The organism is Rhodococcus sp. WY5 (assembly GCF_018588185.1).
In the GTDB taxonomy this organism is placed as follows: Bacteria; Actinomycetota; Actinomycetes; order Mycobacteriales; family Mycobacteriaceae; genus Rhodococcus_F; species Rhodococcus_F qingshengii.
Window position 1 is genome coordinate 3,716,709 of sequence record NZ_JAAMPR010000001.1, and the last position, 14,239, is coordinate 3,730,947.

The 14,239-nt window shown below is 64.3% G+C and carries 13 protein-coding genes; 4 read left to right on the forward strand and 9 right to left on the reverse strand.

The window, feature by feature from the left end; translation table 11 throughout:
* Positions 1–4: 4 nt before the first annotated feature.
* Entirely contained in the window at positions 5–1,441 is a 1,437-nt protein-coding gene (gene glnA, locus G4D79_RS17395) for a type I glutamate--ammonia ligase (RefSeq protein WP_003941609.1), read from the reverse strand.
* A gap of 213 nt (positions 1,442–1,654) precedes the next feature.
* Here glnA and G4D79_RS17400 point away from each other — a divergent pair, with 213 nt between their 5' ends.
* Positions 1,655–2,128, forward strand: coding sequence for an RDD family protein (locus tag G4D79_RS17400; protein ID WP_003941579.1), 474 nt, complete (start codon positions 1,655–1,657; stop codon positions 2,126–2,128).
* A 73-nt stretch (positions 2,129–2,201) separates the two neighbouring features.
* On the opposite strand, the gene G4D79_RS17405 is transcribed toward G4D79_RS17400, so the two are convergent.
* From G4D79_RS17405 to sucB, 5 genes are all read right to left on the reverse strand, one after another.
* Positions 2,202–2,957, reverse strand: a complete 756-nt coding sequence (locus tag G4D79_RS17405) for a DUF4191 domain-containing protein (protein ID WP_003941625.1) — start codon at positions 2,955–2,957, stop codon at positions 2,202–2,204.
* A gap of 76 nt (positions 2,958–3,033) precedes the next feature.
* Positions 3,034–4,044 carry a lipoyl synthase gene (lipA, locus tag G4D79_RS17410; protein WP_003941610.1) on the reverse strand — a complete coding sequence of 337 codons (1,011 nt, stop codon included), beginning with the start codon at positions 4,042–4,044 and terminating at the stop codon, positions 3,034–3,036.
* Positions 4,045–4,095: 51 nt separating this feature from the next.
* Entirely contained in the window at positions 4,096–4,857 is a 762-nt protein-coding gene (gene lipB / locus G4D79_RS17415) for a lipoyl(octanoyl) transferase LipB (protein WP_083058833.1), read from the reverse strand.
* Positions 4,858–4,886: 29 nt separating this feature from the next.
* Positions 4,887–5,774, reverse strand: coding sequence for a TIGR01777 family oxidoreductase (locus G4D79_RS17420; RefSeq protein ID WP_214514278.1), 888 nt, complete (start codon positions 5,772–5,774; stop codon positions 4,887–4,889).
* Positions 5,775–5,894: 120 nt separating this feature from the next.
* Entirely contained in the window at positions 5,895–7,643 is a 1,749-nt protein-coding gene (sucB, locus tag G4D79_RS17425) for a 2-oxoglutarate dehydrogenase, E2 component, dihydrolipoamide succinyltransferase (protein ID WP_058039509.1), read from the reverse strand.
* Between the two features lie 364 nt (positions 7,644–8,007).
* On the opposite strand from sucB, the gene G4D79_RS17430 reads away from it, so the two are divergent.
* Positions 8,008–8,358 carry an oxidoreductase gene (locus G4D79_RS17430; RefSeq protein ID WP_065456602.1) on the forward strand — a complete coding sequence of 117 codons (351 nt, stop codon included), beginning with the start codon at positions 8,008–8,010 and terminating at the stop codon, positions 8,356–8,358.
* A 55-nt stretch (positions 8,359–8,413) separates the two neighbouring features.
* Here G4D79_RS17430 and G4D79_RS17435 read toward each other — a convergent pair whose 3' ends face one another.
* Complete coding sequence (locus G4D79_RS17435; RefSeq protein WP_007730044.1) at positions 8,414–9,931, reverse strand: leucyl aminopeptidase; 1,518 nt, start codon at positions 9,929–9,931, stop codon at positions 8,414–8,416.
* Between the two features lie 158 nt (positions 9,932–10,089).
* Here G4D79_RS17435 and gcvT point away from each other — a divergent pair, with 158 nt between their 5' ends.
* Positions 10,090–11,190, forward strand: a complete 1,101-nt coding sequence (gene gcvT, locus G4D79_RS17440; RefSeq protein WP_042921858.1) for a glycine cleavage system aminomethyltransferase GcvT — start codon at positions 10,090–10,092, stop codon at positions 11,188–11,190.
* A 32-nt stretch (positions 11,191–11,222) separates the two neighbouring features.
* A complete protein-coding gene (locus G4D79_RS17445) occupies positions 11,223–12,326 on the forward strand; it encodes a branched-chain amino acid aminotransferase (RefSeq protein WP_003941766.1) in 1,104 nt (367 codons plus the stop codon).
* Here the strand turns inward: G4D79_RS17445 and G4D79_RS17450 are convergent.
* Both G4D79_RS17450 and G4D79_RS17455 read right to left on the reverse strand, forming a co-directional pair.
* Positions 12,320–13,141: a dienelactone hydrolase family protein gene (locus tag G4D79_RS17450; RefSeq protein WP_082661511.1), complete on the reverse strand. Its 822-nt coding sequence runs from the start codon at positions 13,139–13,141 to the stop codon at positions 12,320–12,322. The genes G4D79_RS17445 and G4D79_RS17450 overlap by 7 nt on opposite strands.
* Positions 13,142–13,264: 123 nt before the next feature.
* A complete protein-coding gene (locus G4D79_RS17455; RefSeq protein WP_019748916.1) occupies positions 13,265–14,239 on the reverse strand; it encodes a GlxA family transcriptional regulator in 975 nt (324 codons plus the stop codon).

The following is a 14,239-nucleotide window of genomic DNA, read 5'->3' on the forward strand; positions in this document are numbered from 1 at the left end:
CGGATCACACGTCGTAGTAGAGCTCGAACTCGTACGGGTGCGGACGCAGGTTGACCGGAGCGATTTCCTGCTCACGCTTGAGCGAGATCCAGGTCTCGATCAGGTCGGTGGTGAAGACGCCACCCTCGGTCAGGTACTCGTGATCGGCTTCGAGGCGGTTGATGACCGTCTCGAGGCTGGTCGGAGCCTGCGGGATGTTGCGAGCCTCCTCCGGGGGAAGCTCGTAGAGGTCCTTGTCGACCGGAGCCATCGGCTCGATCTTGTTCTTGATGCCGTCCAGGCCGGCCATCATCTGTGCAGCGAAGTTGAGGTACGGGTTACCCGAGGAGTCGGGTGCGCGGAACTCGAGACGCTTTGCCTTCGGGTTGTTGCCCGTGATCGGGATACGGACAGCTGCCGAGCGGTTGCGCTGGCTGTACACGAGGTTGATGGGGGCTTCGTAGCCCGGCACCAGACGGTGGTACGAGTTGATCGTCGGGTTGGTGAAGGCCAACAGCGACGGAGCGTGGTGCAGGATGCCGCCGATGTAGTGGCGCGCCATGTCCGAGAGGCCCGCGTAGCCGGACTCGTCGTGGAAGAGGGGCTTGCCGTCCTTCCACAGGGACTGGTGGACGTGCATGCCCGAGCCGTTGTCACCGAAGAGCGGCTTCGGCATGAAGGTTGCGGACTTGCCGTGCTGCCAGCAGGTGTTCTTGACGATGTACTTGAACAGCTGCAGGTCGTCAGCAGCTGCGAGCAGCGTGTTGAACTTGTAGTTGATCTCCTGCTGTCCGCCGGTGCCGACCTCGTGGTGGCCGCGCTCGAGCTCGAAGCCTGCGTTGGTCAGGTTGGTGGAGATTTCGTCGCGCAGGTCCACGTAGTGGTCGTACGGAGCGACGGGGAAGTAGCCACCCTTGGCGCGAACCTTGTAGCCGAGGTTCGGGGAGCCGTCGGCGTTGGTCTCTGCGCCGGTGTTCCAGGAACCGGAGATGGAATCCAATTCGTAGAAAGCGGAGTTCATGCCGGAGTCGTAGCGAACCGAGTCGAAGATGTAGAACTCGGCCTCGGCGCCGAAGAATGCGGTGTCCGCGATGCCGGTGCTGACCAAGTACTCCTCGGCCTTGCGGGCAACGTTGCGCGGGTCGCGGCTGTAGGACTCACGGGTGAACGGGTCGTGCACGAAGAAGTTGATGTTGAGGGTCTTCGCCTTGCGGAAGGGGTCGATCTGCGCCGTGGTGACGTCGGGAAGCAACATCATGTCGGACTCGTGGATCGACTGGAATCCGCGGACCGAAGATCCGTCGAATGCGAGGCCGTCCTCGAACACGTCCTGGTTGAAAGCAGACGCCGGGATCGAGAAGTGCTGCTGGACGCCGGGCAGGTCGCTGAACCGAATGTCGACGTACTCGATGTTCTCGTCCGCGATGTACTTGATGACCTCTTCGGCCGTGGTGAACGCCACGCTTGTGCTCCTTAAGTCGCTTCAGCCAAGTGATGTCGGTTGAATCCGTCGAGGCAGACGGTAGGGAGCTGGTGTTGCCCGCTCGTCAACCCTTTGTTTCGGCAGTGTTACGCGTCGCAGCATCCTGGGGATTTCCGAAGTCCATGTGACCGGCCACACAGTTAAAACCCGGCAAATCTGGACTACGGTGCTGCGACGCCTATCCTGGACAGCATGGCACGTATCACCGGAACTTGGCTCTCTGGGCCGCAAGCAGCTTTGCCGAAGAGCGCGGACGGCCGTGAGCAGTCGTACCGTGGCGAGCTCCTCGGTTTCCCTCAGGAGGGTCCGGGTTCGCTGGTCGGTTCGGGCCGTCGTATCGCGGCACTGTTGGTGGATTGGGTGATGGCTGTGGGAGTGGCCTCGCTCATCACCGGCGACTTCTTCGACGGTATGACCTCGACTGTCACGCTGATGGTGTGGTTCGCCGTCGGTGTCGTCACCGTGGCTCTGTTCAACTTCACCCCGGGGCAGTTCGTCCTCGGACTTCAGGTTGCGCGTATCGAAGGCCCGATCCGAGTGGGCTTCGTGCGCGCGCTCGGACGTCAGGCACTGCTTGTGTTCGTGATTCCCGCGACCATCACCGACATCGACGGTCGCGGTATGCAGGACCGCGCGACCGGCACTTTGCTCGTGAAGTCGCGCTGACACAAATTTCTCGAAGTAAAGAAAGACCCGGGTCCGTGTGGGCCCGGGTCTTTCGTTTTGCTGTGGGGGAGTGTCAGCGACGACGAATGGTTCGCTGCATTCCCTTCATCTTCGCGCCTCCGGGCATCGGGCCCTTGGGAAGCGCTGCTCCGCCGCCGCGTGCGCTCAGTGCAGCGAGGCGACCCTCGATGTTGTCCATGCGCTTGGTGTCGATGTTGCGGGGCAACTTGTTCAAGTAGCGCTGGAGCTGCGAGAGCGGAACCTGGCCCTCGTCGTTGCCGATGATGATGTCGTAGATCGGGGTGTCGCCGATGAGGCGGGCGGTCTTCTTCTTCTCCTGCGCGAGGAGGCCCTTGACGCGTTGCGGCGAACCCTCGGCGACGAGGATGACACCCGGCCGTCCGACGACGCGGTGAACGGCATCGAGTTGGGTAGTGCCGGCGACGGCATTCGTGACGCGCCACGCACCCTGCATGTTGTCGAGCGCCCACGCAGCGGCACCGGCCTGACCTTCAGCCTTCTTGTACACCGATTTCTGGACGCGACGACCGAAGATGATGAAGGCGCCGAGGAGACCGAGAACGATGCCGATCGGCAGCAGGAACCACTGAAGGCCCCAGATGAGGCCGACAAGGAAGAAGACCAGAGCCGCACCGACGAGGGTGCCGATCATCAGCGGCAGGAGGAGCTTGTCGTCCTTGCGCTGCATCTGGAATGCCTGCCAGAGCTGAGTTCTACGTTCCTTGGAAGCCTGCTTGCGGGCAGCCTTCGCTGCAGCCTTTGCCTCTTTGGTGGGTTTGCCCTTACCGGATTTGCTGCCGTTCGCCATGTACCCAGGATACGTCCATTGCTGTGCGCCTTTACTAACCGCCCGCGGTTAATAAGGCGCACAGCAAAAAAGTGGATCAGCGATTCAGGCGCGCCATGAGTGAGCTGGCTTCCTGGGAAGCGTCGCCGCCCTCGGTCAGATGACGCTGCGCCTCGGGAAGTTCACGGCCGTGATGTGCCATGGCCTGCGCATACAGGCGGCCGGCGCGGTACGACGAGCGAACCAACGGACCGGCCATGACGCCGGCGAAGCCCATCTCTTCTGCAGCCTTCGAGTGTGCGACGAACTCCTCGGGCTTGACCCACCGCTCGACGGGGTGGTGCCGGGGCGAGGGGCGCAGGTACTGGGTGATGGTGAGGATGTCGCAACCGGCGGCGTGGAGATCTGCCATCGCCTCGGTGACCTCTTCAGGGGTTTCGCCCATGCCGAGGATCAGGTTGGACTTGGTGACCAGTCCGTAGTCGCGTGCTGCGGTGATGACGTCGAGGCTGCGCTGGTACCGGAATGCCGGACGGATCCGCTTGAAGATGCGGGGGACGGTCTCGAGGTTGTGTGCGAGGACCTCGGGGCGTGAGGCGAAGACCTCGTCGAGCAGTTCGGGCTTGCCGTTGAAGTCCGGAACCAGGTTCTCGACGCCGGTGCCCGGGTTGAGTTCGTGGATCTTGCGGACGGTCTCGGCGTAGAGCCAGGCGCCGCCGTCGGGGAGGTCGTCGCGGGCGACGCCGGTGATCGTGGAGTACCGAAGGCCCATGGCCTGAACGCTTTCCGCGACGCGACGGGGCTCGTCGCGGTCGAGGGCTTCGGGCTTGCCGGTGTCGATCTGGCAGAAGTCGCAGCGGCGTGTGCACTGCTCACCGCCGATCAGGAAGGTGGCTTCGCGGTCTTCCCAGCATTCGTAGATGTTGGGGCAGCCCGCTTCCTCGCAGACGGTGTGCAAACCTTCACGCTTGACCAGGCCCTTGAGCTCCGTGTACTCGGGGCCCATCTTTGCTCGGGTCTTGATCCAGTTGGGTTTGCGTTCGATGGGCGTCTCCGCGTTTCGGATCTCGAGACGGAGCAGCTTACGTCCTTCTGGGGCGATAGTCACGACAGTGATCCTACGCCCGGTGATTACTGCAACGGGGTTCGGGCGAGCCCGTCAGCTGTACTGAACGGTAGTAAAAGTCGGAGTAGGCGAAGCGCTTTCGAAGGTGACGCGCTCGACGTTCCGTTCGGTGACGGGCATGGTTCCGTCGAGAGCAGCGATCACTGCCTCGGTCACAGCGGGAGTGACTTCGTCCACGGTGACGTCGCGACCGAGTTCATGCGACAGCGTCGTGACCCCGGCGTCACGGATGCCGCAGGGAATGATGTTGTCGAATCCGGTCAGGACCGAATTGCAGTTCAGGGAGAAGCCGTGCAGTGCCACGCCCCGTTGGACGCGCACGCCGATGGCAGAAACCTTGCGCTCGGGCTTCCATTGCCCGTTTGCGAGTTCGGCAGGCAGCCAGACGCCGGAGCGGCCTTCGATGCGCCCGCAGTTCAGGCCGAGGTCCGTGCACACCGTGATCAGTGCTTCCTCGATGCGTCGGACATACCGCACCACGTCGATGGGCTCGGCCAGTTTCACGATCGGATATCCCACCAGCTGGCCGGGGCCGTGCCAGGTGATCTTCCCGCCGCGGTCGACGTCGATGACAGGCGTGCCGTCGACGGGACGATCTTCGGGTTCCGTGCGTCGTCCTGCCGTGTACACCGGCGGGTGTTCGAGGAGCAGTAGCGTGTCCGGTCCGATGTCGTCCGCCCGCGCAGCCGCGAGCTCACGCTGGCGGTCCCACGCGGCGTTGTAGTCGATCGAACCGAGTTGCTCGACGGCGATCGGCAGTTTCGAGAACCGGGCGGAAACGGCAGCGCTGCTCATGGACGTAGAGATTACGCCCGACTTCGGAATCAACCGAGTGCGGCCGCCAGCGCTTCGCCGATCGTGTTGTGGCGGAAAGAGAATCCCGCCCTTTCCAAAGCTGCGGGAATGGCGCGCTGGCCACCGAGGATGCCGCTCTTGGCGAATTCTCCGATCAACGCTTCGAGTGCGAACCCGGGAACGATCCAGGGAGCCGGGCGGTGGACCGCCCGGGACATGGCGTCATTGAACTGGGCATTGGTGACAGGGGCCGGACCGGTCAGGTTGACGGGACCGGAGAGTTCGGAAGTCGTGAGCGCGAACTTGATCGCGTCGCACTCGTCCTCGAGTGAGATCCACGGAAAGTACTGGCGACCGTTGCCCAGGCGCCCGCCGAGGCCGAACGAATAAAGGCGCCGAAGCCGACCGAGCATGCCCCCATGAGGTGAAATCACGACGCCGGACCGCAGATTGACGACGCGGGCACCCGCCGCACGCGCCGGTTCGGTGGCAAGTTCCCAATCGCGACACGTCGTGGCGAGAAAGTCTGTGCCTGCCGGCGAATCCTCGTCGACGATCTTGTCGCCGGTGTCGCCGTAATAGCCGACGGCGCTCGCGTTGGCGAGGACGGGAACCTTCTGACTCGCGACCGCTTCGGCCAAGACGTCGGTCGCGACGATGCGGCTGTCACGGATCGCTTGCTTGTAGGAACCCGACCACCGTTTGTCGCCGATGCCGACGCCGCAGAGGTTCACGACGGCGTCGGCGCCCTGCAGGACGGAGAGGTCCAGACGGTCGTGGTCCGGGTCCCAACGCGATTCGTCGGGGCCGGCGGTCGAGCGTCGCACCAGACGCACCACGTCGTGGTTGTCGGAGCGCAACGATGACACCAAGGCCGTTCCGATCAAACCGGACGAGCCGGCGATGACTACTCGCATTCGGAAAGCCTCCTTCGATTCAGCGTGCTTCGATATCCGAACGTATATCTCCGACCGTACTGAAAAAGCCGGGGCGCCACCTCCTGATGGAGATGACGCCCCGGCCGGCCGAGCAGTTGCTTACAGGCCCAGATCAGCTTCGAACGAGGCTTCTTCCAACCGCTGCTTCACAGTGGTGAGGAATCGGCCGGCGTCGGCGCCGTCGACCAGACGGTGATCGTAGGTCAGCGGCAAGTAGATCATCGAGCGAACGCCGATGGACTCGTTGCCGTTCTCGTCGGTGACCACCATCGGGCGCTTGACGATCGCGCCGGTTCCGAGCATGGCCGCCTGCGGCGGTACCAGGATCGGGGTGTCGAACAGCGCGCCCTGGCTGCCGATGTTGGTGATGGTGAAGGTGCCACCCGAGAGCTCGTCCGGCTTCAGGCCACCCGAGCGTGCACGCTTGGCGATGTCGGCGATGGCGCGGGCCAGGCCGGCCAGGCCGAGATCGCCGGCGTTGTGGATGACGGGGGAGAGCAAGCCCTGATCGGTGTCCACTGCGATGCCGAGGTGCTCAGCGTCGTAGTAGGTGATCTGCTTGGCAGCCTCGTCGTAGCTGGCGTTGATGTTCGGGTGCGACTTCAGCGCCTCGACGACTGCCTTGGCGAAGAACGGAAGGAACGTCAGGTTGACGCCTTCGCGCTCGATGAAGCCGGCCTTGGCACGGGCCCGCAGGGCGACGATCTTGGTGACGTCCACCTCGAAGGTCTGCGTGAGCTGAGCGGTGTTCTGCAGCGACTCACGTGTCTTGGTGGCCGTGATCTGCCGAATACGGTTGGCCTTCTGCGTGGTTCCACGCAGGTGTGCCAGTTCGGGTCGGACGCCTGCGGCTGCGGTGGCGGCCGGTGCGGCCGCGGGTGCTGCAGCAGGAGCAGCGGCGGCGGGAGCCTTCTTGGCCTCCGCAGCGGCGAGCACATCCTGCTTGCGGATGCGGCCGCCGACGCCGGTGCCGGTGACGGTCGCGAGGTCGACGCCGTTGTCCGTTGCGAGCTTGCGCACGAGCGGGGTGACGTACGGGCTGCTGTCGCCGGAAGCTGCGGGTGCGGCCGCCGGTGCGGGAGCCGCAGCAGGCTTCGGAGCGGGTGCGGCCGGTGCGGCAGCAGGCTTGGGTGCTTCAGCCTTGGGTGCTTCGGCCTTCGGTGCTTCAGCCTTGGGGGCAGGGGGTGCGGCCGGTGCTGCGGGAGCGGCCTTGGGTGCCGGAGCCGCGGCGGGTGCGCCGGATCCGACGACGGCCAGCTGGCCACCGATCTCGACGGTGTCGTCTTCCTGCGCATTGATCTCGAGCAGGATTCCGGCGACGGGGGACGGGATCTCTGTGTCGACCTTGTCGGTCGAGACTTCGAGCAGCGCCTCGTCGACGGCAACCTCGTCGCCGACAGCCTTGAGCCAACGGGTGACGGTGCCTTCGGTGACGGACTCGCCGAGGGCGGGCATCGTCACGGCGGTACCTTCAGCGGAACCGCTCGAAGCGGCGGGTGCCTCGGCAGCGGGAGCTTCTTCAGCGGGAGCTTCGGCAGCCGGCGCTTCCTCGGCGGGAGCTTCCTCGGCGGCGGGGGCGGGTGCCTCTGCCGCGGGTGCTGCGGCTTCGCCGGCTTCACCGATCTGGGCGAGCTCGCCACCGATTTCCACGGTGTCGTCTTCCTGCGCGACGATCTTGGTCAGGACGCCGGCGACGGGAGACGGAATCTCGGTGTCGACCTTGTCCGTGGAGACTTCGAGCAAGGGTTCGTCGACTTCGACCGTGTCTCCTTCCTGCTTGAGCCACCGTGTGACAGTTCCCTCGGTGACGCTCTCACCTAGGGCTGGCATCTGGACGGAGAAGGCCATGTCTTTTGACTCCTCGACAGTTGTGTTCGGGTTGTTGAATTTTGTCGACTTGTGGTCGTAATGCATTGTGCTCGAGTGGCGCGCGACGTGCGGCTACTTGTAGCTATTTTGCCGATGTCGACGCGCGGGCGCGGCGTCACCGTCGTTCATCTTTCCATTGATACGCCGGGCGTGTCCGATGAGGGGGATGCCGTCCGTTTCGGGTGTGTCGGCTACTGGCGAGTAGGTATGCGTCGGGGGTCCGGCTGTAACGTCGTAAGCGGACCAAACGGTATGTCGTGCGCAGGCACAACGGACATCGCCTGGCAAACTTGACATATCGCCGGGGTGCATCCGCGGCGTCGGTACCGAGGAGGGTACGACCGTGGGACTGTTCGATCGTTTCAAGCGTCCGCCGAGTGCGGCTCAGGCCGCAGCGCAAAGTGATGCGGATCATCTGGCGAATTGGGCGCACTCGCACGAAGGCGTCGAGGCCTATGTGGAACCGCAGACGACGGTGACCGAGGTGACCGTCGTCCTGGTTGCGAAGGACGGGGAGTGGACTCGTCGTCGTGTCGGCGGCGAACGTGGTGCCCGCAAATTGGGACAGGACTTGAAGATCCCGGTCTACGACGTCCGCAAGACGGGATATCCGCAGCGTATGCGCGATCACGACGAACGTAGGCGAATCGAACGCAAGCGGGCCCGAGAGCAGGAATTGCGCGACGGCGCCTGAACTGCTGTGCGCCTTTATTAACCGCGGGGGGTTAATAAAGGCGCACAGCAAGGGGTCAGCCGTTGACCGCGATGTCCTCCAGGACCGAGATCATCGTGCGAACGGGAACGCCGGTACCGCCCTTGCCGGTGTAACCCCACGGCCCTGACGTGTTGTAGGCCGGCCCCGCGACGTCGATGTGCGCCCACTGGACACCCTCGGGAACGAATTCCTTGAGGTAGTGAGCTGCGACCAGCATGCCGCCCCAGCGGTGTGGGGTGACATTGGCCATGTCGGCGACCTTGGAGTCGAGATCTCCGCGCAATTCCTCCGGCAGCGGCATGGCCCAGCCGTTCTCGCCGACGCTCTGCGAGATGGAGGCGACGCGGTCACGGAACTCGTCGGTGCCCATGACTCCGGGGGTGCGGTTGCCGAGCGCGACCATCTGCGCACCGGTGAGGGTGGCGGTGTCGATCATGTAGTCGGGGTTGTCCTCACCCGCGCGAACCATCGCGTCGGCAAGAATCAAACGGCCCTCGGCGTCGGTGTTGACGACCTCGATGGTGATTCCGCCGTACTGGGTCAGCACGTCGCCGGGACGCTGGGCGGTCGCGGACGGCATGTTCTCGGCCATCGGTACGTATGCGACGACGTTGACGGGCAGGCCGAGCTTGGCGGCAAGCACGACGGTGGAGATGACGGCTGCGGCGCCGCCCATGTCCGAGGTCATGTTCTCCATACCGGCGGCGGGCTTGATGGAGATTCCGCCGGTGTCGAAGGTGATGCCCTTACCCACCAGTGCGACCTTGCGGGCACCACGCTTCTTCGACGCGTATTCGAGGCGGACGAGACGCGGCTGGCGTGACGAGCCCTTGCCGACGCCGATGATTCCGCCGTAGCCACCCTTCTCGAGTGCCTTCTCGTCGAGAACCTGGACGGTGAGCCCGGCCTCGACGCCCAGTGCCTTCGCGCGCGCGGCGAACTCGGCGGGGTAGAGGTGGCTCGGGGGAGTGTTGACGAACTCGCGTGCGGTGGCGACGGCCTCGGCGATGGCAGCCGACCGTGCCAGCGTCGCTTTGGTCTCCTTCGTGCGCGGCGACGGCACCAGAAGTTCGACGCGGGCCAGTGGCTGCGAATCGGGACCGGGAGCCGTCATGGACGACTTGAATTCGGTGAAGCTGTACGCGCCCAACGCAAATCCCTCGGCGGCTGCACCGAGGTCGAGGATCGAGAGCGTGGTTGCGACGGTGTCGATGCCGGACAACGAGCGAGCTGCGGCGCCGGCGGACTTACGGATCTGCTCGCTGCCGAGCTTGTCGGCGGAGCCGAGTCCGACGGCGAGAACGCTGGTGACCGACAGTTCGCTCGGTGCCGGGACACGAGTGAGCTGCTCGGGCTTGCCGGTGGCGCCGACGGCGATGAGGCTGTCGAGGATCTCGGCGAGTACGTCTTCGGCGACGATGCCTTCGCTGAGTGCGATTTCGGGGCCGTCCGGACCCGACGTCAGACCGACGACCAGTATCTCTGCGCGCTTGGCGACTGTGCCGGCGAGAACGAGGTCGGGTCCCAACGATCGGGCTGTGCGAGTGCTCAAGGTGTCTCCTGTGAGGTGAGTGTGCGATGCGTCCGGTTCTGGCGGATGCCTGAGTCGATGTTAGGCCCTTTGCAGTTTGCGGACGGGCGATCGTCACGGCCGGGTGAGCTCTCGCTGCGGACATGTTTCGATCGGCGAAGTCCGATAGGTTGTGGGCCATGACCGACGAACAACTGTTGCAGGGCCCGATCCACCCCGTCCACGTCGAACTCGGCGCGACGTTCGCGCCGTTCGGGGGGTGGCAGATGCCGGTTTCGTACGCCGGCGTCGTGGCCGAACACACCTCTGTGCGTGAGAATGTCGGACTCTTCGACGTCAGTCACCTCGGCAAGGCCGTCGTGCGTGGCGCGGGCGCCGCGGAATTCGTGAACTCCGCACTGACCAACGACCTGAACAAGATCGGGCCGGGTAAGGCTCAGTACACGTTGTGCTGCAACGAGTCCGGTGGTGTCATCGACGACCTCATTGCGTACTACGTCAGCGACGACGAGATCTTCCTCGTCCCGAACGCAGCCAATACCGCTGACGTCGTTGCGGCTCTGGTCGCTGTGGCACCGGACGGAATCACCGTCGAGGATCAGCATCGTGCCTACGGTGTGCTGGCTGTGCAGGGTCCGAAATCGGTGGCGGTTCTGACCGCTCTGGGACTTCCCACCGAGATCGAGTACATGGCGTACGAAGATGCGGAATGGAACGGCGTGCCTGTTCGTGTGTGCCGCAGCGGTTACACCGGTGAGGTCGGCTACGAACTCCTGCCGCGGTGGGACGACAGCGAGCCGTTGTTCCGCGCGCTTCTCGAGGCAGTGCGCGCCGAGGGTGGGCAGGCCGCCGGACTCGGCGCCCGTGACACTCTTCGTACCGAGATGGGGTATCCGCTGCACGGGCATGAGCTTTCGCTCGAGATTTCTCCGCTCGAAGCGCGCTGCGGATGGGCGATCGGTTGGAAGAAGCCGACATTCTGGGGCAAAGAGACCTTGACCGACGAGAAGGCTGCCGGCCCGGCTCGCAAACTCTGGGGGATCAAGGCTCTCGATCGCGGCGTGCTTCGTGCCGGCCTCGGTGTTCTGCGTGACGGCGAGGCAATCGGCGAGACCACCTCGGGGACGTTTTCGCCCTCGCTCAAAGTGGGAATTGCGTTGGCGCTCCTCGATTCCGGTGCCAATGTCTCGGCCGGCGACGAGATCGAAGTCGACGTCCGTGGTCGTGCTCTTCGGTGCGTCGTGGTGTCTCCTCCGTTCGTGGAGACCAACACCAAGTAGAGAGCTTTTTCACGTTCGATAGGATTGCGCCCATGACAGGTGCCGCCGATTTCGTTCGTGTTCAGAGCTCGTCCCCGAAGTCCGACGCCGAGCGCCGTGACATTTTGGCGGCGCCCGGCTTCGGGCGGCACTTCACCGACCACATGGTCTCGATCGACTACACCGCGGGCAAGGGCTGGCACGACGCCCAGGTGTTGCCGTACGGAAACATCGAGCTCGATCCGGCCGCAATGGTTTTGCACTACGGACAGGCCATCTTCGAGGGCCTCAAGGCATACCGTCAGCCGGGTGGCGAGATCAGCTCGTTCCGCGTCGAGGCCAACGCCGAGCGTTTCGCGGCATCTGCGCGCCGTCTGGCCATGCCGGAGCTCCCGTCGCAGATGTTCATCGATTCCATCACCGAACTGATCGACGTCGATCTCGACTGGGTTCCCGCAGCCGGTGGCGAGGACGCGCTCTACCTCCGTCCGTTCATGTTCTCCACCGAAGCCGGACTCGGTGTCCGTCCCGCCGACGAGTACCGCTACCTGCTGATCGCCTCGCCTGCCGGTGCGTACTTCCCGCGCGGCGTCAAGCCGGTCAGTGTGTGGCTGTCCACCGAATACGTTCGCGCGGCCCCCGGTGGTACCGGCGCGGCCAAGTTCGCCGGCAACTACGCCGCTTCACTCCTCGCCCAGGCGCAAGCCGCCGACGAGGGTTGCGACCAGGTGGTCTGGCTCGACGCCATCGAGCGCACGTACGTCGAGGAAATGGGTGGAATGAACCTGTTCTTCGTCTTCGGCTCGGGCCCCGACGCTCGCCTCGTGACGCCGTCGCTGTCCGGTTCGTTGTTGCCAGGCATCACGCGCAACTCGTTGCTCGCCCTTGCCGCCGATTCCGGTTTCGCCGTCGAGGAGCGCAAGATCAGCACCGACGAATGGCGCACCAAGTGCAAGAGTGGTGAAATCACCGAGGTCTTCGCTTGCGGCACAGCAGCAGTCATCACCCCCGTCGGACGCGTCAAGTCCGCCGAGGGCGAGTTCACCATCGCCGACGGCGAGCCGGGTGAGGTGACGATGGCACTGCGCGACACCCTCACGGGTATCCAGCGCGGAACCTTCGCCGACACCCACGGCTGGATGACGAAACTTCACTGATCGCTGGTTCGTTCCGCGAGCAATCGCTCCCGGAAGAACTGCAGAATCTCGTCTCGTGCGACGGTGGTGGGCGATCCCGCCTCGTCGACGAGATGAGCCGTCACCACGCTGTGTGGATTGGCAATGACGTGTTCGAAGAACGGCGACGTTGTCGCGTTGGCCGCTTCGTCGGGTAGTACCTTCCCGACGAAGCGCTCGCCCAAGGCCTTCGAATAGGCGGCGAATCGTTGTGCGCGGCAGAACGAGTCACCTCGAAAGCGGTATGCAAGCACCGTGAGGTCTTCGGCCTCGAGTCTCGAGCGCACGGCTTCGAGTTCTTCGGGCCCGTTGTCGGTTTCGTCCGGTCGATCGAGCGGTAACGACGGTTGGGCGAGAACCGGCGCGATGACCGAGGGTTCGAGCATCATCGACAACGCGAAGTTACCGGTGAAGCACATTCCGATCACGCCGACGCCAGGTCCGCCGCTCTCCTCATGGGCGGAAGCGGCGAGTGAACGCAGCCAACGGACCGCCGGACTCGGTTCGTCGGCAGCGAGGGTGCGGAATTCTGCACTGACGCAGGCTCTCTTGAACACCGTCAGCCCCTCGTTCACTGTGGGGACCGCTCCGTCGCGGCCGAACAGTGACGGAACGAAGACAGTGAAACCGGCGTCGCGCACCCAGCGGGCGAATCGCGCTACATGCGGGCTGATGCCCGGCATCTCCGGCATGACGATTACTGCGGGACCGGTGCCGGCCACGTACACGGACTTCGCCACTGCGTCGATGGTGATCGTTCGACGGTCGAAGTCTTCGAGCGGATCGTCTTCGGTCATGCTCCGGTTCGGCACGGTGAGCCCTCTCAGTAGTCGAAACAATTCCTCTGCACAGTCTTTCGGCGCGGGATCGACTACAGAAGAGGGCGGTTCGCCATGTTTTCGGGCGGGCTCGCCTCGCACCTATCCGGCGCCGCCGTTGCGGAATCGCTTTCGGTAGTCGGCCGGGCTGATGCCGACGCGGTCGGTGAACAGGCGACGGAAGGTTCCAGGATCCTGATAGCCGATGTGCCCCAGAATCTTTCCGAGAGGCCAGTCGGTCGATTCCAACAACCGTTTCGCTTTTCGGATCCGTGCACGCTGCAGATAACTGCGCGGCGATTCCCCGGTCTCGTCCTTGAACTTCCGAAGCATGGTTCGGGTGCTGAGGTGAAAAGCACTCGACAGCAGATCCAAGTCGTAAGGTTCCGCCATCCGTTCGACCAGCCACCTTCCGACGTCGTCGGCAAACTGTGTGTGTTTGGCGGGCAGCATCGAGTCCAGGATGTACGGAGCTTGACTGGTTCGGTTTTCGGGCGCCAGCGTAATTCTTGCGGTCGTACGCGCAATCTTGTCGCCGAGATGCTCGCGCACGAGTGCTGTTGCGAGGTCGAGCGCGGCGGTGAACGCAGCAGTGGTGGTGACGCCGTCGTCCTGGACGATCAACGAGTCGGTTCGAACCGTCGCACCGGGGTAACGACTCGCGAGGTCCGCACCGTACAGCCACGACGTCGTACATCGGCGTCCGTCGAGCAGTCCCGCCTCGCCCAGCAGATACGCGCCGACGCAGACCGACGACACCCGAACGCCGCGCGCCTCGCACGCACGGATGAACTCGATTTCTCTGTCCCACAGCGACAAACGCGTCGCAGGGTCTTCGGACGGCACGAGTTCGAACCCCGGCACAACCAGGTGATCGATGTCGTGATGCCCCTCCTGCACGCCGAGCGAAAATCCACCTGCCGCAACGACGGGCGTGCCGGACGCTGCGATGACCGATACCTCGAAGGGGTCGGCGGGCGCTCCATCAGCGACGCGATTGGCGATCAGGAGAAGGTCGGTGAAAACGAAGATCTCGGCCGCGAGGCAACCTTCGTACGCAAGGACACCTACTCGCAC